The sequence below is a fragment of the Micromonospora coriariae genome (assembly GCF_900091455.1).
Lineage (GTDB): Bacteria > Actinomycetota > Actinomycetes > Mycobacteriales > Micromonosporaceae > Micromonospora > Micromonospora coriariae.
The window spans coordinates 422,848-443,517 of the sequence record NZ_LT607412.1 but is presented as its reverse complement, the minus strand read 5'-3'; the positions used below and the strand labels follow the sequence as shown (position 1 = coordinate 443,517).

Below are 20,670 nucleotides of genomic sequence, written 5' to 3'. Positions count from 1 at the left end.
CGTCTCCTCGGGCGTCAGCCCTGCGGCGCGCTCATGGTGAGGTCGTTGATGACGACCTCCTTCTTCGGGTGGCCACCGCCGGCCTGCTGGGCGAACGCCCCGTCGTCGCCGGCCTTGGCCACGTCCTTGACGATGTCCAGGCCACCGGTGATGGTCCCCAGGACGGTGTACGCCGGGTCCAGCGGCGAGTCACCGTAGACGATGAAGAACTGGCTGCCGGTGCTGCCCGGCTGGCCCGAGTTGGCCATCGCGATGACGCCCTCCGGGTACGGCGGGCGCTTGTCGGTGGGCAGGTTCTCCTCGGGCAGCCGGTAGCTCGGGCCACCCGTGCCGTCGGTGTCCCGCCAGCCCTTTCCGGTGGCGCTCGGGTCACCGCACTGCAGCACCTTGATGCCCTCGGTCACCAGGCGGTGGCACTTGGAGTTGTCGAAGAAGTTCTTCTCCGCGAGGTGGGTGAAGCTGCCCGCGGTGCAGGGCACCAGCGACCGGTCGACCTTGGCCGTGATCGGGCCGAGGTTCGTGGTGATCGTCATGGTCTGCACGCCGGTGCCGGACTGCTCGTTGCTCGGCACTCCGACGTCCTTGATCTGCGGGCTCCGCTGGTCGGCCGGCAGCGCGTTGTAGACGCACTCGGACGCGCCGGGCGCCTGGGCGGCGGTGTCGGTCTTGTCGTCGTCGCCGCCGAGGCTCATGGCCAGCCAGACGGTGCCGGCGACCACGAGCACCAGCGCGGCGGCCGCGCCGATGATCGCCTGCGTCTGCCGACGCTTGCGGGCCTTGGCCGCGCGCTCGGCCATCTCCTTCTCGAGCCGGGCGCGTGCCGCCGCGCGCTGCCGCTCTCTGGTGGACGTCACGCCTGGATCCTCCTGGCTGTCTGCTTCTGGGTGCCGTTCGGGTGGGGGTGGGGCCACCGGTCAGCCGGCGCTCGGGCTGCTGGCCGGGGCGCCGGAGGCCGACGGCGACGGTGCCGCGGCGGTGACCGGCTCACCAACGGTGAGGCTCTGGATCACCACGTCGGTCTTGGGCTTGACCTTGGCCCCCGTCCCATTGTCCACGGTCGGCAGGGCACCGATCTTCTCCACCACGTCCAGCCCGCCGGTCACCCGGCCGATCACGGGGTACTTCGGGTCGGTGGTGGTGAAGTCCTTGAAGAAGATCAGGAACTGGCTGCCGTTGCTGCCCGGCGGGTTGGAGATCATCGCCACGGTCCCCTTCGGGTACGTGGGCGGCTGGCCGGGCGCCGGGCTGGCCGACGGCGACGCGGACGGCACGGTCGGTACGTCCTCGTCGTAGAACGAGTAGGTCGGCCCGCCGAGGCCGGTGCCACTGGGGTCACCGCAGCGCAGCGCGCCGTCGGCGGTGATCTCGTGGCACTTGGTGTTGTCGTAGAACGACCGGCTCGCCAGGTGGGCGATGCTCGCCGCGGCGCACGGTGAGTTGGTCAGGTTCAACTCGGCGGTGATCGGCGCACCCTGGTTGGTGGTCACGGTCATCGCCCGGGTGCCCTCGGTGGGCAGGTCCTTCGTCGCTGGCGTGCCGACGTCCTTGAGGTTGGTGTTGGCCGTCGCGTCCTGCGGCGTCCAGAGGCAGGTGTCCGCCGCGGCCGTGTTCTGCTTCGGGTCGGAGTCGAACGCGCCAAGTGCCCACGCCGAGCCGGCCACGATCACCGCGAGGACCAGGAAGGCGCCGACGCCGGCCTGGATCTGCCGACGGCGCCGCACGGCGGCGGCTCGGCGGGCCAACTGCCGGTCGAGCTTGGCCCGCGCCAGTTTGCGCTGCCGGTCCCTGCTGGAAGCCACCCGTGCTCCCCTTTCCTCTACCTGGTCGTCGCCGGCGGCCGGGCGTCCCGGCCCGTCCGGGCGTCGCGTGTGCCGCGCCACACGCCCGCCAGAGTGTACGGCTAGCGACTGGGAATGTGGTGTACGAGGTCCACCCGGCCGCCAGCAGCCCTTATCGGGCGATGTCACTGTGCCGGGCGGGGCGGGTGGGACGGACGCGGCAAACCGGCTCGCCCCGCCGGTTAGGCTGCTGGGCAGGACGACAGCTCGACGGAAGGACAGCCCTGTGCTCGTGGCCGGCTTTCCCGCGGACGCCTTCGGCACCAACTGCTATGTGGTGGCCACGGCGCCGGGGGAGCAGTGCGTGGTGGTCGACCCCGGCATCGGGGTGCTCGACCAGCTCGACGCTCTGCTCGCCGAGCACCGCCTGCACCCGGCCGCCGTGCTGCTCACCCACGGCCACCTGGACCACACCTTCTCGGTCGCGCCGGTCTGCGGTGCCCGCGGCATCACCGCGTACGTCCACCCCGGCGACCGGGAGATGCTGGCCGACCCGGCCAAGGGCCTCTCGACCGACCTGACCTCGCTCTTCGGCGGCCGGCTGAGCTACACCGAGCCGGAGGACGTGGCGGAGCTGACCGACGGCGCCACCCTCGCGCTGGCCGGCCTGGAGATCGCCGTCGACCACGCCCCGGGCCATACCGGCGGGTCGGTGCTGTTCCGGCTGCCCGGCGAGGGCTCGGGCTGGGACGCCGAGGAGCTGTGCCTCTCCGGCGACGTGCTCTTCGCCGGCTCGATCGGCCGCACCGACCTGCCCGGTGGCAGCATGCCGGCGATGCTCACCAGCCTGCGCGACAAGATCCTTCCGCTGGCCGACGACACCGTCGTGCTGCCCGGCCACGGCCCCAGCACCACCATTGGCCGCGAGCGGGCCAGCAACCCGTACCTCATCGAGGTGGCGCAGGTCGGCGGCGGCCGACCGGCGGCGCCCACCCGAGGCCTTTAGACCTCCTCCGCGCCGCGCGCGGACCCACGACAGCACCGCGCCCAGACGCGGGACCGCAAGGAGTACTCCGATGAGCAAGCCCACGCCCATCTCCGGCTTCCCGGAGTGGACCCCCGGCCAGCGGATGATCGAGCAGTTCGTGCTCGACAAGATCCGGGCCACGTTCGAGCTGTACGGCTTCGCCCCGCTGGAGACGCGCGCGGTGGAGCCGCTGGACCAGCTGCTGCGCAAGGGCGAGACCTCGAAGGAGGTCTACGTGATCCGGCGGCTGCACGCCGACGCCGAGGGCGCGAGCGGCGACGACCAGCTCGGCCTGCACTTCGACCTCACCGTGCCGTTCGCCCGGTACGTGCTGGAGAACGCCGGCAAGCTGGCCTTCCCGTTCCGTCGCTACCAGATCCAGAAGGTGTGGCGGGGCGAGCGGCCGCAGGAGGGGCGCTACCGGGAGTTCGTCCAGGCCGACATCGACATCGTCGACCGGGACACTCTGGCCCCGCACCACGAGGCGGAGATGCCGCTGGTGATCGGGGACGCGCTGCGCGCGCTGCCGATTCCGCCGGTGACGATCCAGGTCAACAACCGCAAGATCTGTGAGGGCTTCTACCGGGGCATCGGGCTGACCGACCCGGAGGCGACGCTGCGCGCGGTGGACAAGCTCGACAAGATCGGCCCGGTGAAGGTGGCCGAGCTGCTGGCCCAGACCGCCGGGGCGAGCGAGGCGCAGGCCAAGGCGTGTCTCGCGCTGGCCGAGATCTCCGCTCCGGACGCCTCGTTCGCCGATGCCGTCCGCGCGCTCGGGGTGACCGACCCGCTGCTCGACGAGGGCATCGAGGAGCTGGTCCGGGTGGTGGAGACCGCCGCCGAGCACTCGCCCGGCCTCTGCGTGGCGGACCTGCGCATCGCCCGCGGCCTGGACTACTACACCGGCACGGTCTACGAGACCCAGCTGCGCGGCTACGAGCGTTTCGGCTCGATCTGCTCCGGCGGCCGGTACGACAACCTGGCCAGCGCCGGCGCCACCTCGTACCCGGGGGTGGGGATCTCGATAGGTGTGACCCGGCTGCTCGGGCTGCTCTTCGGCGCGGGGGAGCTGTCGATCTCCCGCGAGGTGCCGACCGCCGTGCTGGTCGCGGTGACCAGCGAGGAGCGGCGTTCGGCCAGCAACCGGGTGGCCGAGGCGCTGCGGCGGCGCGGGGTGCCGACCGAGGTGTCGCCGAGCGCGGCGAAGTTCGGCAAGCAGATCCGCTACGCCGAGCGGCGCGGCATCCCGTACGTCTGGTTCCCGGGTGTCGACGGCGCGCCGGACGAGGTGAAGGACATCCGCTCGGGCGAGCAGGTCACGGCCGGTGCGGGGGAGTGGATGCCGCCCCGGGAGGACGTGAAACCGGCGGTTGGCTGAGCGTTCCACTGGCGCTATCGGCCGCGGGGACCTACGGTAGCGTAAGTTACGCCACCGTAGGGAGTTTCTCGTGACCGTCAGCACCACCTTGAGTCAGACCGCGCTGCTCGTCGAGTTGGAGCCGGTGGTCGCGCGCAACCTGGACCGCCACCTCTCGCTGGCCAAGGAGTGGTTCCCGCACGAGTACGTGCCGTGGAGCGAGGGCCGCACCTTCGACGGGCCGCTCGGCGGCGAGGCATGGTCGCCGACGGACTCGACCATCCCCGACGTGGCCCGCACGGCGCTGATCGTCAACCTGCTGACCGAGGACAACCTGCCCTCGTACCACCACGAGATCGCCACCCTGTTCGGCCGGGACGGCGCGTGGGGCACCTGGGTGCACCGGTGGACCGCGGAGGAGGGCCGGCACGGCACGGCGATCCGCGACTACCTGACGGTCACCCGGGCCGTCGATCCGGTGGCGCTGGAGCGGGCCCGGATGACGCACATGTCCGAGGGCTACGAGAACGTGCACGGTGACGAGGTGCTGCACTCGCTGGCGTACGTCTCGTTCCAGGAGTTGGCGACCCGGATCTCGCACCGCAACACCGGCAAGGCCACCGGGGACCCCGCCTGCGAGGCGCTGCTGGCCCGGGTGGCCGCCGACGAGAACCTGCACATGGTCTTCTACCGCAACCTGCTCGCCGCCTCGTTCGAGCTGGCCCCGAGCCAGGCCATGCGGGCCGTCGCCGACGTGGTGGCCGACTTCCAGATGCCGGGCAACGGCATCGAGGGGTTCGCCCGCAAGTCCGTGGCGATCGCCCTGGCCGGCATCTACGACCTGCGCCAGCACCGCGACGAGGTGCTGCTGCCGGTGCTGCGCCAGTGGGACGTGTTCAACGTGACCGGCCTCAACGCCGACGGCGAGGCCGCCCGCGAACAGATCGCCGCCCACCTGGACACCCTGGAAACCAACGCCGCCCGGTTCGAGGAGAAGCGCGCCGCCCGCGCCGCCCGCCTGGCGCTGCGCTAACCCCCACGCGCGCCCCCCGCGCCCACCCTTGTTGATCATGAGGTTGGCGGTTGTTCGATCTCCAGATCGCCCGTCAACCTCATGATCGACCTGTGGGGGTCGGGGGTCAGGCTGGGGGGTCGAGCGGGAAGAGGAGGCAGGTGCTGGTGGCGTGGGCGACCAGGCGGTCGCCTGCGTCGGTGAGTCTCGCCTCGGCCAGGGCGGTGCGGCGGCCACGCTGGAGCACTGTGCCCTCGCACCGCAGGATTCCGCTGGCGACGGTGACCGGGCGGAGGAACTTCACGCTCAGGTCCAGCGAGGTGTAGCCGACACCGGCGGGCAACGTGGTGTGCACGGCGCAGCCGGCGGCGGTGTCCAGCAGGGTGGAGATGACGCCACCGTGGACGCTGCCCAGCGGGTTGTAGTGGAACTCCTGCGGGACCAGTTCGACCGTGACCCGACCCTCGTCGGCCTCCATCCGTGCCATGTCCATCAGGTGCATCACCGGCGGTGCGGCGAGCTCCCCGGCGATCATCGCCCGGAGCATGTCGAGGCCGGCGCGTCGACCGACCTGCGCGGCGTTGGCCGCCGGGTCCGACCAGGTGAAGGTACGGCTGCGCGTCGGCTCCTGCGTCTGTGTCATGGACGCAGCCTCGCAGCACGTTGCTGAGTCTGTCAATCAGACTTAGCCTGGTCGGATGAAACCCGCGGCACTGGACTGGTCGGTGGAGAACTGCACCATCGCCCGCGCGATGGAGATCCTCGGCGAGCGGTGGACCCTCGTGGTGCTCCGCGACGTGTTCAACGGTGTGCGCCGCTTCGACGACATGCGGGTGCGCACCGGGATCCCACGCCAGGTGCTGACCAACCGGCTGGCCGCACTGGTGGAGCAGGGCGTGCTGCGTCGCGAGCCGTACCGGGAGCCGGGCAGCCGGCTGCGCCACGAGTACCGGCTGACCGAGAAGGGCCTGGACCTGTGGCCGGTGCTGGTCGCCGTTCTCGGGTGGGGTGACCGCTACCTCGCCGACCCGGAGGGCTCACCGCTGAGCGTCGGTCACCGGGACTGCGGCGCGGAGGTGCGCGTCGAGCTGCGCTGCGCGGATGGGCACGAGGTGGGTCAGCACCGCGACGTCGTGCCCCGACCGGGGCCCGGCGCCCGTCGCCGTACCCCCTGACGCCCGACCGATTCGGTGTGACGCCGGGCGTCCGCGAACGTGTCCGAGGTGTTGCGGCCAGATGGCCGGGGCGGATCGACGAATCCGGGTGAAACAGGTCTTGCGAATGATCTTATGCATGTGAATACTTCAGTTCACCTGGCCGGTTTCCCCAGATCGGCCGCGTTGCCCTCGGGTCAGCCGCCCCCGGTGAGACCCGTTCCCCCGCCCAGGAGGTTTGTTACATGCGACCCACGAGGTCATCACTCCGTGTTGTGGCCACTGCCGCCGTGGCCGGATCCCTGGTTGTCGGCGCGCTCATCGGCGCGCCCGCCCAGGCCGCCCCCGCCGCCTCGCCCGACGCCGCCGCCGCCCTCGCCGCACAGCTCGGCGACCGCTCCGCCGGCTCGTACATCGACGCCAGCGGCAGGTCCGTCGTCACCGTGACCGACGCGGCCGCCGCCCGCAAGGCGAGCAACGCCGGCGCCACCGTCCGGTACGTCACCCGTGGCGCCGCCGAGCTCAACCGGGCCACCGCGGACCTGGAGCGCTCCGCCAAGATCCCGGGCACCGCGTGGTGGAGCGACCCGGTCACCAACCAGGTCGTCGTCTCGGTGGACAGCACCGTCACCGGTGCCAAGCTGGAGCGGGTCAAGGCCGCCGCCGCGCGGGCCAACGGCGCGGTCCGGATCGAGGCCGAGGCCGGCGTGCTGAGCACCCGCATCTCCGGTGGCCAGGCCATCTACGCCGGCGGTGGCGGGCGCTGCTCGCTCGGCTTCAACGTGCGCAGCGGCAGCACCTACTACTTCCTGACCGCCGGGCACTGCACCAACATCTCGTCGAGCTGGTACTCGAACTCCGCGCAGACCGCGCTGATCGGCACCCGTGCCGGCACCAGCTTCCCGGGCAACGACTACGGCATCGTGCGGCACAGCAACTCCGCCAACGCCGCCGGCAACGTCTACCTCTACAACGGCAGCTACCGGGACATCACCGGCGCCGGCAACGCCTCCGTCGGCCAGTCGGTGCAGCGCTCCGGCAGCACCACCGGCGTGCGCTCCGGCTCGGTGAACGCGACCAACGCCACGGTGAACTACGCCGAGGGTTCGGTCTCCGGCCTGATCCGCACAAACGTCTGCGCCGAGCCGGGCGACAGCGGCGGCTCGCTGTTCAGCGGCAGCACCGCCCTGGGCATGACCTCCGGCGGTAGCGGCAACTGCCGCACCGGCGGCACCACCTACTTCCAGCCGGTCACCGAGGCGCTCAGCCGCTACGGCGTCAGCGTCTTCTGATCGATCCACCGCCCGCGGGTCGCCGGAGTACTCCGGCGACCCGCGTCGCGCGTGCGGACCGCCTTACGCGAGCCGATCCGGCCCGTCCGCCGGCCGCAGGGGATCCGGCGGTACGACACCAGCCGCCGGCAGGGCCGGACCGACAGATGTGACACCACCGGTGGCCCACGCCAGGTGCGCCCGCCGGGCCGAGAGGACCGCCAGCAACGGCCAGAGCGACACGGCCACCGCCGTCACCCGCTCGGCCAACCCGGTCCGGGATCCGCTGGTCACCTCGAACGCGCACCAGGCGAAAAGGGCGAGCAACGCGAGCGTGGCGCTCAACCCCACGGTTCGGCGGAACGCCCATGGCGGCTGCGGAGCCCCCGGGTGCGCGGCGTCCGGGCCGCGCGGCAGCCGCAGCGCCGAGCCGGCCGGCCACAGCGCCAGGGCGAGGACGGCCACCGTCGCCGCGATGCCGTGGCTGAGCGAACCGCCCACCGGCGGTCGGGGAAAGGCGACCAGCGCGATGGTGGCCACACCACCGACCGCGAGCAGAAACCGGCTGGGCAACCCGGCGGCGTGCAACACGGCCGCCACCGACAGGTAGCAGCAGCCGAGCAGCACCAGGGCTCCGATCATGATCCAGGCGTCGGTGGCGTCCTGCCCCGCCAGCTCGCTGATGGTGTCCCGGATCGGGTCGTACCCGGCGGGCTGCCGGGCCTGGGCCACCGTCCAACCGGTCGCCAGCAGCACGGGTGCGGCCGCCGCCGTGGCGACGGCCCAGTTCGGTACGGCGCGCATTTCGCCACGTTAACCGCCGAGACGGCCGGTTGAGTCGGGTTCGCCCCACCGGCCCGGCCGTGCGCCCGGCCCGGCGCTCAGCCCGCGCTGACCGTGGCGGCGGTGAAGATGACCGACCCGCCCGGGTGCTCGCACTGAACCCGCAGCGTCAGCTCGTCCGCTCCCTCGACGTTCGCCGCGAGGTCCCGTGGACTGTCCATGCGCGCGTCGAACTGCTGCCCCCGCGTCACCCGGGTGAACGTGCCGTCGGCCTGCCGAATCGTCACCTGCGCATAGACGAGGACGACGCCGTCGCGTGCGTCGGGAGAGGAGAAGAACGGCCGTACGGTCGAGGCCAGATCGAGGTAGCGGCGCTGCAGCCGAAAAGCGACTTCGCGTTGCTTGTCCGCGCCGGAATTCGTCGGGCAGCCGATGACGATTGGACGGTCGTACTCCGGTTGCCCGGCCAGTTGACGAGGAAGCGTTCCGAGGTTCGCCGCACCCGCCTCAACGGCCAGAGTGTCCAACCGGACGGATGACGGAGCTGCGGACGGCGGCGGCGTGCCCGGTGCGGGACTGGCGGGCAACGAGCTGGCCGGATCGGCGCCTGCCGTCGTCGCGGTGACCGCCGGCGTTCCCGCCCCCAGCCGCCAATCGAAGACGTCCCGCGTCAACGCAGCCGCGCCAAGGAGCACCCCGAGCACGGTGAAGACCGCCGCCAGCTGTGCGCCGCGACGGGCCGGTCGACCCGGGCTCGGTGTTGACGTCGGTGCCTCGGTGGAGTCCTGCATGTCCCGCATCTACCTTTCGGCCACCGACGTAGAGATTGAACCGCTGATGTCTGGCGAATTCCCGTCGCATCGCGTCGGCGAAGAATACTCTCCCCCGGCCGGTGGCGAGTTCCTGATAACGTGCCGATCCCAGCCTGGAGAACGAATTCCCCCCATCCGACGTTGACTTCTGCCGATGCAGGAGGTTTTAGCGGTGAGCCAACCCGACCCGTGGTCAGAAAAGTCCCAACCCACCCCGGCTCCTCCACCACCACCACCACCCCCGCCCGGCGGCGGCACGTCCCCGCCGTTCACCGGTGGTGGCCTCCCCGGTCCGCCGGCTCCGCCGGTCACCGCCACCCGCAGCCCTGTTGGTCTCGTGGTGATCACCGTGGCAGCCCTGGCGCTGCTGGTGGCGCTCGGCTCTGCCGCCGTCTCCTGGCGGGCGTTGGACCAGGCGCAGACGGCGCGGGACATCGCGTCCGCCCGGGCGCCGGTCGGCTCGACCGGCCCCGGGCCGGTTTCGGTTCCCAGCAGCCCGGCCGGACCGGGCGATCCGCAGCAGCCGACCGCCACACCGGAGGAGCCGCCGCGATCGCCGGGAACGCCGCCGGCCCTCAACGAGCAGACCGTCTACGAGCCGGAGTACGAGAACCAGAGCCTCACGCTGAAATCGGCGGACTGCTTTGCGAAGATGCGTGTCGACCTCGACGAACCGCGGGCCAACGTGGGGGCGAACGGGTCGGAGTTCAGTCTCGATCCCGGCTGTCAGGGTGGCGCGCCGTGGATCAGGTTGGACGACGGGGTGGAAGGCAGCGAGACGACGGCGGCAATGAAGCCGGGCGAGTGTTACAACGCCATTCGCGCATCTCCGATCGCCGAGGGAGCGGAGGTGCCACTGCGCAAGGGTGCCTGGCTCTGTCTCAGCACCAACTACGCCGCTGCCCGTGAACGGCGCGACGAGTGGCGGATGGTGCTCGTGGAGGTCGTCTCGATCAACAATGACCGTACGGTCGTCATTCGTGCCACGGCCTGGAACATTCCCGAGAACTGACGCTCGCCCCCTGACCGCGCCACCCGTCGAACCGCCCGGACTGATCGGCCGGGTCGACGGGTGGCGCGGATCGTTACCGGCACTCCTGACAGAATGCGGAGGCAGACCGCACCGCAGATGAGGAGACGCACGTCGTGATCCGTACCCATGATGCCGGCAGCTTGCGCGCGACGGACGCCGGCACGACGGTGACGCTCGCCGGGTGGGTGGCCCGCCGGCGCGACCACGGCGGCGTCATCTTCGTCGACCTGCGCGACGGCTCCGGCGTGGTCCAGGTGGTGTTCCGCGAGGAGGACGCGCACGCGCTGCGCAACGAGTTCTGCGTGAAGGTCACCGGCGAGGTGACCCGCCGGCCGGCCGGCAACGAGAACCCGGAGCTGCCCACCGGCGAGGTCGAGGTGACCGCCGTCGAGCTGGAGGTGCTCTCCGAGGCGGCGCCGCTGCCGCTGCCGGTGGACGACCAGATCGAGGCCGGTGACGACATCCGGCTCAAGTACCGCTACCTGGACCTGCGCCGCAGTGGTCCGGCGAGCGCGCTGCGGCTGCGCTCGCGCGCCAGCCACCTCGCCCGGGGCGTGCTGCACGAGCGGGACTTCCTGGAGATCGAGACGCCGACGCTGACCCGGTCGACGCCCGAGGGCGCCCGCGACTTCCTGGTCCCGGTCCGGCTCCAGCCGGGCAGCTGGTACGCGCTGCCGCAGTCGCCGCAGCTGTTCAAGCAGCTGCTGATGGTCGGCGGCATGGAGCGGTACTACCAGATCGCCCGCTGCTACCGGGACGAGGACTTCCGCGCCGACCGGCAGCCGGAGTTCACCCAGCTCGACATCGAGATGTCCTTCGTCACCGAGGACGACGTGATCGACCTCGGCGAGGCGATCGTCTCGACGCTCTGGAAGGACCTGGCGGGGCACGAGATCAGCCAGCCGATCCCGCGGATCACCTGGCACGACGCGATGGCCCGCTACGGCTCGGACAAGCCGGACCTGCGCTACGGCGTCGAGCTGACCGAGCTGACGGAGTACCTGCGTGGCACCGAGTTCCGGGTCTTCGCCGGGGCGATCGACGCGGGCGGCTACGTCGGCGCGGTGGTGATGCCGGGTGGCGCGGCGCAGAGCCGCAAGGAGCTGGACGGCTGGCAGGACTGGGCGAAGGCGCGTGGCGCGCGTGGCCTGGCGTACGTGGTGCTGGACGCCGAGACCGGCGAGGCGCGCGGCCCGGTGGCCAAGAACCTCTCCGCCGAGCACCTGGGCGGGCTCGCCGACGCGGTCGGCGCCAAGCCGGGCGACGCGGTCTTCTTCGCGGCCAGCGCCACCACCCGTGAGGCGCAGGAGCTGCTCGGCGCCGCCCGGGTCGAGATCGCCAAGCGGGCCGGGCTGATCGACGAGAGCGCGTGGGCGTTCTGCTGGGTGGTCGACGCGCCGATGTTCGAGCGCACGGACGAGGGCGGTTGGACGGCGGTGCACCACCCGTTCACCTCGCCCAACGCCGAGTGGGTGGATCGGTTCGAGGAGGCACCGGACCGGGCCCTCGCCTATGCGTACGACATCGTCTGCAACGGCAACGAGATCGGCGGTGGGTCGATCCGTATCCACCGGGGCGACGTGCAGAAGCGGGTCTTCGACCTGCTCGGCATCACCCCCGAGGAGGCGCAGGACAAGTTCGGTTTCCTGTTGGAGGCGTTCAAGTACGGCGCCCCGCCGCACGGCGGCATCGCCTTCGGCTGGGACCGGGTCTGCATGCTGCTCGCCGGCGCGGACTCCATCCGCGAGGTGATCGCGTTCCCGAAGACCCGTGGCGGCTTCGACCCGCTGACCGGCGCGCCGACGCCGATCACCGCCCAGCAGCGCACCGAGGCGGGCATCGACGCGAAGCCGAAGCCCCCGGCCACCGCGCACACCGGCACCGCCGGTCCCGCCGCCCCGGTCGCCGACCCGGTCTGATCAGCTCGCTGCTTTCCCCACCCCCGGCTCGTTGATCATGAGGTTGGCGGGGCCGTGCTCCGGCGCGTCGCCCCGTTAGCCTCATCATCAACTGTGCGGTGAAGGGGGTCGGGATGCGGGAGCGGGTGCTGGTCGTCGGGGCCAGCGGTTTTCTCGGGCGCGAGGTCTGCCGGCGGGCGGCGGTCGGGAGGCAGGTGGTCGGGACGTACCACTCCGGTGACGTCGCGGTGCCGGGTGTCGCGGCCCGCCGGCTGGATGTCACCGACCGCGCCGCCGTGCGCGCGCTGGTCGCCGAGGTGCGCCCGGACGCGGTGGTCTCCACCCCCTACCGGTACGACGACTGGACGGTCACCGCCGACGGGGCTGCGCACGTGGCGGTCGCCGCCGCGGAGGTGGGCGCCCGGTTGGTGCACGTGTCCAGCGACGCGTTGCACGGCGGCCGGGCCGAGCCGTACGGCGACGACGAGCCGCCCAGCCCGGTGAACGCGTACGGGGCCGCGAAGGCGGCGGCCGAAACCGCCGTACGGGCGATCGACCCCGGTGCGGCGTTGGTGCGTACCTCGCTGATCCTGGGGGAGGGCAGTAAGCAGATCGAGCTCTGCCGGGAGGCGCTCGCCGGGCGGGTCACCCTGTTCACCGACATGATCCGTTGCCCGGTCGACGTGACCGACCTGGCCGACGCCGTGCTGGAGCTGGTCGACGGCACGTACGCCGGGCCGCTCAACGTGGCCGGCGCGGACGCGGTCAGCCGGGCCGACCTGGGTCTGCTGGTCGCCGAGCGGTTCGGTCTCGACGCGGCCGGGCTGAAGACCACCACCTGCGCCGCCGCCGGGCTGGCCGGCCCCGGCGACGTCCGCCTGGACTGCACCCGTGCTGCCGGCCTGCTGCGTACCCGGCTGCGCGGGGTGTCTGAGTTCCTGGCCCGCTGAGTCGCCCACCCACGAATGCACACTTCCTATGCATAACTCTTGTGCATAGGAAGTGTGCAGAGATATTGTGCAGTCATGGCGGATGACGAAGAGGCGCCGCGGCCGGCGCCACGTGAGGTACGGATCGACAAGCGGCAGGTCCGGGTGCTGGCACACCCGCTCCGGATGCGGCTCCTCGGCGCCCTGCGGGTGAACGGGCCCGCCACCGCCACCACCCTGGCGGAGCTGCTCGGCACCAACACCGGCGCGACCAGCTACCACCTGCGCCAGCTCGCCGATGTCGGCCTGGTCGTCGAGGATCCCGACCGGGGCAGCGGACGCCAGCGCTGGTGGCAGGCTGCACACGACGTCACCAACTGGGAACCGACCGACTTCGACGACGACCCCGACGCCCGGGCCGCGATCGAGTGGATCCAGGGCGACCAGGTGCGCCTTCTCGCCGAGAGCGCCGAGAGCTGGTTCGCCCGCCAACACGAGTGGTCCCCCGCCTGGCGGGACGCCTTCGGCATGGGCGACATCTTCATGACCGTCCCGCCGGAGCGGCTCAAAGAGCTCCAGGCGGAGGTGTGGCAGGTGCTGGAGCGGTACCACCGCGAGGCCGACCCCGCCGATCCCCAGGCCCGCCCGGTGCAGGTCTTCCTGGCCGCCTACCCGTTGCGCGAGGGCCTCCGATGAGCGCGCTGACCGTACGTCAGGTCCGCCGTCGCTACCTCACGCTGTACGGCCTGCGCTGGCTGCCCACCGGCCTGATGATCCCGGTGATGATCCTGCTGATGCAGGAGCGCGGCCTGTCGCTGCCGCAGATCGGCCTGGTCAGCACCGCGCAGGGGCTGCTGGTGCTGGCGCTGGAGCTGCCCACCGGCGGGCTCGCCGACGCCCTTGGCCGCCGTCCGGTGCTGCTCGCCGCCGGAGCGCTCAACCTCGCCTCGCTGTCCGTGTTCGCGGTGGCCGACTCGTTCGCGCTGTTCTTTCTGGTCTGGGCCCTGCAGGGGGTCTACCGGGCGCTGGACAGTGGCCCGCTGGAGTCCTGGTACGTCGACGCCACCGTGGCCGCCGACCCCGAGGCGGAGTACGAGCACGGGCTCGGGTACGCCGGCACCGTCGCCGGGTTGACCATCGGGGCCGGCGCGCTGCTCAGCGGTGGCCTGGTCGCGCTCGGCCCGATCGGGCCGGTCAGCGCGCTCACCGTGCCCGTGCTGGTCGCCATCCTCGCCCAGGCGGCGGCGCTCGTCGCCCTGCTCGTCCTGCTGGTGGAGCAGCGGCCGGCCACCGGAGCGGCCGCACTGCGGGCCTCGGTCGTCCAGGCGCCCCGGATGATCGGCGAGGCCGTCGGGCTGCTGCGCCGCTCCCGGGTGCTGCTGGCCCTGGTGGCGGTGGAGCTGTTCTGGGGCTTCGGCATGGTCACCTTCGAGTCGCTGCTGCCGGTCCGCCTCTCCGAGGTGGTCGGTGACCCGGAACGCGCCGCCGCGCTACTGGGGCCGGCCAACTCGGCCGCCTGGCTCGCCTCGGCGGCCGGCGCGGCGCTGACACCGCTGCTGTTGCGCTGGCTCGGCGCCGCGCCGGGCGCGGCTCTGCTGCGCATCCTGCAGGGCGTCACGGTGGTCGGGATGGGCCTGTTCGCCGGTCCGGTCGGGGTGCTCGTGGCCTACCTGGCCTGCTACACCGTGCACGGCGCGTCCAACCCGCTGCACAGCGGCCTGCTGCACCGGCAGGTCGAGGGCCCGTACCGGACCAGCGTGCTCTCGCTGAACTCGATGATGGGGCAGCCGGCCGGCGCGCTCGGCGGGGTGGTCCTGACCGCGCTCGCCGCCGCCACCAGCGTCGGCATCGCCATGGTGGTCGGCGCGGTGGTGCTGGCCGTCGCCGCCCCGCTCTACCTGCCCGCCTGGCGAGCCGGCCGCCGGTCCGTCGACCCGTCGGCCGACCTGCCCGCGGTCCCCGTACCGGCGGAGCCACCTGCCGCTACGCGTTAGGAAGGGTCCCTTCCTCTACACGAGGCGATAAGAAGGGGCCCTTCCTTACCGCTCAGGCGAGGCGGAGCGTGCTGGGAGCACCTGGTGCGCCGGGCCGCCGCAGCGCGGCCGAATCCATCGTGGAGATTGGCGAGCCGACCGATTGGGTACATCACGCGCCGACCTACTGGGAACCCCCACCGGAGGACCGACATGCTCGCCATTCTCGCGGCCATCGTCTTTGGCTTCGCCCTGCTGATCGACCTGCTCGACACGAACTTCGGGGCGCCTGACCTGTTCAACTGGAACACTCTCGTGCTCCTCGGGCTGTTCCTGCTCGCGCTCTACCTGGGTGGCGTGGGCAGCGGCCCGCGCGGTGGTGGCGGCGGCCGCTGGTACCGGGGCCGGCGCCCTGGTCGTGGCTGACCGGAACCGATCACGGGTTGCCCGGCTCGCGGCGCGATTCCGGCGTCGCGGGCCCGGCCCGGTACTGTCTTCGTGATGGAGTCCGACGCCCTCTTCTCCCTCGGTGCACCCGCCGGGCCGCGCAGCGCGCCCGCCGGTTCCGCCGGTGTCGACGGCTTCACTCCGGTAGCGGACGATTCGCCCCTGCCCGTCCGGATGCGTCCGGCGAACCTCGACGAACTGGTCGGGCAGGACCACCTGCTCGCCCCCGGTGCGCCGCTGCGGCAACTGGTCTCCGGCGGCGCCCCGATGTCGGTGATCCTCTGGGGACCCCCGGGCAGCGGCAAGACGACAATCGCGCACCTGGTGGCCGCGGCCACCGACCGCCGGTTCGTCGCCATGTCGGCGCTCTCCGCCGGGGTAAAGGACGTCCGGGCGGTGATCGAGACGGCCCGCCGCCAACGCCGCTCGGGCGGCCCGCAGACTGTGCTGTTCATCGACGAGGTGCACCGGTTCAGCAAGACCCAGCAGGATTCCCTGCTCGCCGCCGTCGAGGACCGTACGGTCACGCTGCTGGCCGCGACCACCGAGAACCCGTACTTCTCCGTCATCTCCCCACTGCTGTCGCGGTGTGTGCTGCTCACCCTGCAACCACTGGACGACGAGGCCGTGCGCGGGCTGCTCCGCCGTGCCGTCGCCGACGAGCGCGGCCTGGGCGGCACGCTCACCCTCGCCGCCGAGGCCGAGGACCACCTGGTCCGGCTCGCCGCCGGAGACGTCCGCAAGGCGCTGACCGCGCTGGAGGCGGCGGCGGCCTCCGCCACGGCGCTCGGCGTCGGGCGGATCGACCTCGCCACCGCCGAGCAGGCGGTCGACGTGGCGGCGGTGCGCTACGACCGCGACGGCGACGCCCACTACGACGTGGTCAGCGCGTTCATCAAGAGCATGCGCGGCTCGGACGTGGACGCCGCCGTGCACTGGCTGGCCCGGATGCTGGTCGCCGGGGAGGACGCCCGGTTCATCGCCCGCCGGCTGGTCATCTTCGCCAGCGAGGACGTGGGCATGGCCGACCCGGCCGCGTTGAGCGTGGCCACCGCCGCCGCGCACGCCGTCGAGTACGTCGGGCTGCCGGAGGCGCAGCTCAACCTGGCCCAGGCGGTGATCCACCTGGCCACCGCGCCCAAGTCGAACTCGGCGACCACCGCCATCGGCGCCGCCATCGCAGACGTCCGGGCCGGCAAGGGCGGCCCGGTGCCGCGCGGGCTGCGCGACGCGCACTACGCCGGCGCCCGGGGACTGGGCCACGGCACGGGCTACCGCTACCCGCACGACGACCAGCGCGGCGTGGTCACCCAGCAGTACGTCCCGGACGACCTGGTGGGCACCGACTACTACCGGCCCAGCCCACACGGCGCGGAGCGGTCGGTGGCCACCCGGCTGCCGCTGCTGCGCCGGATCGTGCGCGGGCTGCCGGCTCCGGCGGCCCCGCCGGCCGGATCGCCCGTAACGGCGCAGACCGCGCCGGCGCTTGCCGACGAGAAGGTTCGTCCGGCGGGCACGGCTGGTCCCGGCACGATGCAGGACAGCGGCACGAACGCCGCAGGAGAGGGTCAACAGTGAAGTCGCGTGGTGCGGACCGCCCGGACGAGGGCCCGGACGAGCGGCGCGACTCCCGCGCCAAGGGGCGCCGCTGGGGTCGAGGCCGGGCCGAGGCCGAGCCGGAGGCACCGGTAGCCGGCGAGGAGTTCGGCTGGATCGACGACCTGCGCTCGGCCAAGCAGCAGCGCGGCGAACTGGGCCCCGACGGTGCCCCGGCCGAGCCCGCCGGGTCGCGCGGGGGCGCGCCGGTGCCGCCGGACGTCCCGCCCGCAGTACGCCGTGGTGACACGGACGCTGCGCCGGGGCGCCGGCCGGTGGACGGACCGTGGCCGGGCGAGGCGCCGCCGCAGTCGGGCCGCCGCCCGGACGAGCGGCCCCCCACCGACCGACCCCGGCCCGCCGCCGGTGCCGCCGTCCCCGGTCAGCCGCCGCGCCGCGGTGCGGTGCCGGTGCCCGGCACCGGGCCCCGTGCCGCCGTGCCACCGCCCGCCGCACCCGCCGTCGCCCGACCGGTCGGCGGCGACCCGGTGGGCCCACCCGGGCCCCGCCCGACGTCCGGCGCGCCAGCCGGCCCGACCCGGCCCCGTCCGACGGCGGTCCCCCCCGGCGCACCCGCCGGCCCACCGACCTCGGGCAACCCCCAGATCGGCCGTGGTCCGGCCGCCGCCGCGCCGCCGGGGCGGGCGGACGCGATGCCGCCACTGCGCCGCCCGGACGCCGCGCCGCAGGGCCGCCGACCGGTCCCGGAGCCCACCGAGCCGGGCCGTCCGCGGCCCACCGACGGCGGGCCTGCCGGCCGGCGCGCGGCCGGCGCTGCCCCGGATCCGGCCCGGGCGGCCGCGTCCGGCCCGGCCCAGTTCGGCACCGCGCCGGCCGGCGCAACGCCGCCGGGCCCCGATGGCCTGCGACCCGACCCCGCCGTCGACCGTGACCCGCGCACCGCCCGGCGTCGCCCGGGCCCGGTGGACCCTGGTGCACCGGAGCCGTCCGGCCGCGGGCCCGCCGCGCCCGCCCGCCCGCCCGCCGGCGGTCGCCGTCGCGCCGCCGAGCCCGCCGCGCCGGTGGTGCCCCGTTCGGGCAACGCGCCGGCACTGCCCGACGCGTCCACCGGTCACACCGGTGGCACGCCCACCGTCGGTCCGGACGGCACCGGGCGCCGCCGGGCCGTCTCTGACGAGCAGGGCCGACGCGCGCCGGCCGACGGCGAGCCCCGGGCGGAGCGCCCGGAGCGGCCAGCCGACTGGCTGCGTCAGGCCGGTCGCCTGCCGCACACCGACCCCGCCCTGCCGGTGGTCAACCGGCGAGGCGGCACCCCGCCCGCCGCGGAACGCCGTCCGGCGCCGCCCGCGGGTGCGGATGTCATCGGCGGTTCGTCCGGTCCGCTCGCCGTGCCGGACCCGGCCGCGCAGCGCGCCGGACGCCGGTCCGCCGGGCCGCCCCCCGACCCGGGGGCGAATGCCCCCACCGGTCGCCGTGGCGCCCGGCCCGGCACGCCGGAGTCGACAGGTGAGCAGCCGAGCGGGGGCCCGACCTATCCGTCAGCCGCTGGCGAGCGGCCCGCCGGCCGTCGGGGCGCTCCGGCAAACACCCCGGACCCCAGCGTTCGACGCCGCCGCCCGTCGGCGGAGCCCGGCAACGACGGACCCGCCGGCCCGGGCCGACCCGGCGCGGCGGGCAACCGCGGCGACGACCCGTACGCGGGTCCCGCCAGCGGCGGGCGGCCCGTACCCGGTGGCGCTGCCGCCGGTCCGGGCGCACCGGCCCGGGGCGCCACCCGCTCCACCCCGCCCGGCCGGGCCCGATCCGCCCCCGGCGACGCGCCGGTCTCGGGCGCCGGTCGGCGTGGCCCCGACGGCCCGCCCCGGCCCGCGCCCGGCGTCGAGGCTGCCGCCCGGGGCGCCGCCCGCCCGGACGGCCCGGTCCGTGCCGCCGTCGCACCGGGCGCCGGCCCGGACGGTCCGTCCCGGCCGCGCCCCGACGGTCCGGCTCGCGCCGCTGTCCGCCCGCCCGGCGCCGCGCAGCCGTCCATTGGCGACGAGCGAGCTGGTGGTGAGCCCGCCGCACCCGGGGTGGCCCGCGCCGGTACGCCAGTTCGACCCGCACCGGCGGACCGCGCCGCCGGTCGTGCGCTGCCGCCGCACCGGGAGCCCGGCCGTCCCGAACCGACCGGCGTCGCTCCGGTGCCGCCACCCGGTCGCGCGGGCGAGCCCGTCGCCGTGGCCCGGGCCGCCGCCGTGGTGCCCCCGCCGGCCGGACCGGTGGACCGGCCGGCGCCCGAGCCGGCCGCGGGGCCCGCGCTGCGCGCTCCCGGCCGGGACGTGTCCGACGACGACGCCGCCCCGGGCGGCCGGTCCGAGGCGCGCCGGCAGTCGCGTGAGCGTCGCCGCCTGCGGGCGGCGGTGCTGGCGCTGGTCAGCATCGTGCTGCTCGGCGCGGTGCCGCTCTTCTTCGGCATCCGTACGCTGAGCCGCGACCCGGTCTTCGACAACCTGGACCAGCTGAACGTGCCCGGCTGGGCCGCCACGAAGACCGTCGACGACGTCAGTGGCAGCCGTTGGTGCCTGCTCGACTGCCGGCTGCGCGAGCGCACCGTCACCTCGGAGAAGTCGCCGGAGGAGACGGCGCGGGTCTACGAGAGCGCGCTGCGCCAGGACGGCTGGCAACCGTGGAAGGTGGCCCGCTGCCCGGAGGCTGAGACGAAGGAGACCCAGGAGACGAAGGGCAACTACACCTGCTGGCGCCGTGACGAGCTGACCCTCGACCTGTGGGTACGCGAGCCGACCTGCGTGCCGCCGCCGGTCGACAACAAACCGGCGATCGTGCCGTCTCCCGAGCCGTCGGCCGCTGCTGCCGAGTGCGCCGGCTCGTTGGTGTCGGTGAAGGTACGCAACGCGATCGACGACGAGCGGACCAGGCCACAGCCGAGCACCGATCCGTCACTGACCGGAGAGGACCCGTTCCCGACGGTCAGCGCGGACCCACTGGGTGAGTTGACGCCCTCACCGTCGTGAGCGGGTCTCCATCACGGACGGTAGGGTCTGGGGCTGGCGGGCCGAGCCCCGCTTCCGCTGGCCGGTCACGGCGCGGCGGGCCCGGTACGGGCACCACGGTTGTGTGTTCCGGGGGCGTCGGGCCCTGCGGAACTCTGCTTGAGGAGGACAGGCGTGGGCGACATTGGAGAGGTTGCGGCGCTGGTCGCGGCGTGCGCGTTCGCGGTGCTGGTGCTCATCCTGACGCTGCCCATCCTGCGGCTGCGGCACACGGTGGACGCCACCACCCGGATGATCAACGACCTCAACGATCGGACCGCGCCGCTGATCGGTGACGTGAACACCACGGTGAAGAACGTCAACACGGCCCTGGAGCAGGTGCAGACCTCGCTCGACGGCGTGAACCTCCAGCTGGCGAAGGTCGACACGATGACCAGCCACGCGCAGAACGTCACCGCCAACGTCGCCAACCTGGCCACCGTGGTCTCCGCCGCCGCCGCGAACCCGCTGGTCAAGGTGGCCGCGTTCGGCTACGGCGTGCGCCGGGCCGCCGCCAGCCGCCGGCACGCCGAGACCGAGCGCGAGGTCCGCGACACCATCAAGCAGCAGCGGCGGGCCGCCCGGCGCGGCAACCACTGACCGGCCGGCC

The 20,670-nt window shown here is 73.5% G+C and carries 19 protein-coding genes; 14 read left to right on the top strand and 5 right to left on the bottom strand.

Going from position 1 to position 20,670, the window contains the following annotated elements; genetic code table 11:
* Positions 1 to 14: 14 nt before the first annotated feature.
* Positions 15 to 854 carry a peptidylprolyl isomerase gene (locus GA0070607_RS02035; RefSeq protein WP_089016624.1) on the bottom strand — a complete coding sequence of 280 codons (840 nt, stop codon included), beginning with the start codon at positions 852 to 854 and terminating at the stop codon, positions 15 to 17.
* 60 nt (positions 855 to 914) lie between these two features.
* Positions 915 to 1,799 (bottom strand): peptidylprolyl isomerase, encoded by an 885-nt coding sequence (locus GA0070607_RS02030; RefSeq protein ID WP_089016623.1) that lies wholly within the window; start codon positions 1,797 to 1,799, stop codon positions 915 to 917.
* A gap of 265 nt (positions 1,800 to 2,064) precedes the next feature.
* Here GA0070607_RS02030 and GA0070607_RS02025 point away from each other — a divergent pair, with 265 nt between their 5' ends.
* From GA0070607_RS02025 to GA0070607_RS02015, 3 genes are all read left to right on the top strand, one after another.
* Positions 2,065 to 2,784, top strand: coding sequence for an MBL fold metallo-hydrolase (locus tag GA0070607_RS02025; protein ID WP_089016622.1), 720 nt, complete (start codon positions 2,065 to 2,067; stop codon positions 2,782 to 2,784).
* Positions 2,785 to 2,854: 70 nt separating this feature from the next.
* Positions 2,855 to 4,183 (top strand): histidine--tRNA ligase, encoded by a 1,329-nt coding sequence (hisS, locus tag GA0070607_RS02020; RefSeq protein WP_089016621.1) that lies wholly within the window; start codon positions 2,855 to 2,857, stop codon positions 4,181 to 4,183.
* Positions 4,184 to 4,253: 70 nt separating this feature from the next.
* Entirely contained in the window at positions 4,254 to 5,195 is a 942-nt protein-coding gene (locus tag GA0070607_RS02015) for an acyl-ACP desaturase (RefSeq protein ID WP_172898960.1), read from the top strand.
* A gap of 106 nt (positions 5,196 to 5,301) precedes the next feature.
* Here GA0070607_RS02015 and GA0070607_RS02010 read toward each other — a convergent pair whose 3' ends face one another.
* Positions 5,302 to 5,817, bottom strand: a complete 516-nt coding sequence (locus GA0070607_RS02010; RefSeq protein WP_089016620.1) for a PaaI family thioesterase — start codon at positions 5,815 to 5,817, stop codon at positions 5,302 to 5,304.
* 55 nt (positions 5,818 to 5,872) lie between these two features.
* On the opposite strand from GA0070607_RS02010, the gene GA0070607_RS02005 reads away from it, so the two are divergent.
* Complete coding sequence (locus GA0070607_RS02005; RefSeq protein WP_089016619.1) at positions 5,873 to 6,349, top strand: winged helix-turn-helix transcriptional regulator; 477 nt, start codon at positions 5,873 to 5,875, stop codon at positions 6,347 to 6,349.
* Between the two features lie 224 nt (positions 6,350 to 6,573).
* Positions 6,574 to 7,620 carry a S1 family peptidase gene (locus GA0070607_RS02000; protein ID WP_089016618.1) on the top strand — a complete coding sequence of 349 codons (1,047 nt, stop codon included), beginning with the start codon at positions 6,574 to 6,576 and terminating at the stop codon, positions 7,618 to 7,620.
* A 63-nt stretch (positions 7,621 to 7,683) separates the two neighbouring features.
* Here GA0070607_RS02000 and GA0070607_RS01995 read toward each other — a convergent pair whose 3' ends face one another.
* Together GA0070607_RS01995 and GA0070607_RS01990 are read right to left on the bottom strand one after the other, a co-directional pair.
* The gene (locus tag GA0070607_RS01995) at positions 7,684 to 8,403 is read right to left on the bottom strand and encodes a DUF998 domain-containing protein (RefSeq protein ID WP_089016617.1); all 720 of its coding nucleotides are present in this window, start codon (positions 8,401 to 8,403) and stop codon (positions 7,684 to 7,686) included.
* A gap of 77 nt (positions 8,404 to 8,480) precedes the next feature.
* Complete coding sequence (locus tag GA0070607_RS01990; RefSeq protein ID WP_157743061.1) at positions 8,481 to 9,086, bottom strand: hypothetical protein; 606 nt, start codon at positions 9,084 to 9,086, stop codon at positions 8,481 to 8,483.
* A 445-nt stretch (positions 9,087 to 9,531) separates the two neighbouring features.
* On the opposite strand from GA0070607_RS01990, the gene GA0070607_RS01985 reads away from it, so the two are divergent.
* From GA0070607_RS01985 to GA0070607_RS01945, 9 genes are all read left to right on the top strand, one after another.
* The gene (locus tag GA0070607_RS01985; protein ID WP_089016615.1) at positions 9,532 to 10,206 is read left to right on the top strand and encodes a hypothetical protein; all 675 of its coding nucleotides are present in this window, start codon (positions 9,532 to 9,534) and stop codon (positions 10,204 to 10,206) included.
* A gap of 134 nt (positions 10,207 to 10,340) precedes the next feature.
* Complete coding sequence (gene aspS / locus GA0070607_RS01980; protein WP_089016614.1) at positions 10,341 to 12,146, top strand: aspartate--tRNA ligase; 1,806 nt, start codon at positions 10,341 to 10,343, stop codon at positions 12,144 to 12,146.
* Between the two features lie 113 nt (positions 12,147 to 12,259).
* The gene (locus GA0070607_RS01975) at positions 12,260 to 13,075 is read left to right on the top strand and encodes a sugar nucleotide-binding protein (protein WP_089016613.1); all 816 of its coding nucleotides are present in this window, start codon (positions 12,260 to 12,262) and stop codon (positions 13,073 to 13,075) included.
* Positions 13,076 to 13,150: 75 nt separating this feature from the next.
* On the top strand, positions 13,151 to 13,750 hold the full coding sequence (locus GA0070607_RS01970; RefSeq protein ID WP_089016612.1) for an ArsR/SmtB family transcription factor: 600 nt from the start codon (positions 13,151 to 13,153) through the stop codon (positions 13,748 to 13,750).
* Positions 13,747 to 15,048, top strand: coding sequence for an MFS transporter (locus tag GA0070607_RS01965; RefSeq protein WP_231930759.1), 1,302 nt, complete (start codon positions 13,747 to 13,749; stop codon positions 15,046 to 15,048). Before GA0070607_RS01970 ends, GA0070607_RS01965 begins: the two co-directional genes overlap by 4 nt.
* Before the next feature lie 192 nt (positions 15,049 to 15,240).
* The gene (locus GA0070607_RS01960; RefSeq protein WP_089016611.1) at positions 15,241 to 15,453 is read left to right on the top strand and encodes a hypothetical protein; all 213 of its coding nucleotides are present in this window, start codon (positions 15,241 to 15,243) and stop codon (positions 15,451 to 15,453) included.
* Between the two features lie 75 nt (positions 15,454 to 15,528).
* Positions 15,529 to 17,052: a replication-associated recombination protein A gene (locus tag GA0070607_RS01955; protein ID WP_089016610.1), complete on the top strand. Its 1,524-nt coding sequence runs from the start codon at positions 15,529 to 15,531 to the stop codon at positions 17,050 to 17,052.
* A 2,297-nt stretch (positions 17,053 to 19,349) separates the two neighbouring features.
* Complete coding sequence (locus GA0070607_RS01950; protein WP_089021595.1) at positions 19,350 to 20,042, top strand: hypothetical protein; 693 nt, start codon at positions 19,350 to 19,352, stop codon at positions 20,040 to 20,042.
* 153 nt (positions 20,043 to 20,195) lie between these two features.
* Entirely contained in the window at positions 20,196 to 20,660 is a 465-nt protein-coding gene (locus GA0070607_RS01945; RefSeq protein WP_089016609.1) for a DUF948 domain-containing protein, read from the top strand.
* Positions 20,661 to 20,670: the final 10 nt, after the last annotated feature.

Coding starts and splice junctions, on each gene's coding strand:
- GA0070607_RS01965 (WP_231930759.1), top strand. CDS start 13,747: ATGAGCGCGCTGACCGTACGTCAGGTCCGCCGTCGCTACCTCACGCTG.
- GA0070607_RS02005 (WP_089016619.1), top strand. CDS start 5,873: ATGAAACCCGCGGCACTGGACTGGTCGGTGGAGAACTGCACCATCGCC.
- GA0070607_RS01995 (WP_089016617.1), bottom strand. CDS start 8,403: ATGCGCGCCGTACCGAACTGGGCCGTCGCCACGGCGGCGGCCGCACCC.
- GA0070607_RS02010 (WP_089016620.1), bottom strand. CDS start 5,817: ATGACACAGACGCAGGAGCCGACGCGCAGCCGTACCTTCACCTGGTCG.
- GA0070607_RS01960 (WP_089016611.1), top strand. CDS start 15,241: ATGCTCGCCATTCTCGCGGCCATCGTCTTTGGCTTCGCCCTGCTGATC.
- GA0070607_RS01970 (WP_089016612.1), top strand. CDS start 13,151: ATGGCGGATGACGAAGAGGCGCCGCGGCCGGCGCCACGTGAGGTACGG.
- GA0070607_RS02000 (WP_089016618.1), top strand. CDS start 6,574: ATGCGACCCACGAGGTCATCACTCCGTGTTGTGGCCACTGCCGCCGTG.
- GA0070607_RS01955 (WP_089016610.1), top strand. CDS start 15,529: ATGGAGTCCGACGCCCTCTTCTCCCTCGGTGCACCCGCCGGGCCGCGC.
- hisS (WP_089016621.1), top strand. CDS start 2,855: ATGAGCAAGCCCACGCCCATCTCCGGCTTCCCGGAGTGGACCCCCGGC.
- GA0070607_RS01975 (WP_089016613.1), top strand. CDS start 12,260: ATGCGGGAGCGGGTGCTGGTCGTCGGGGCCAGCGGTTTTCTCGGGCGC.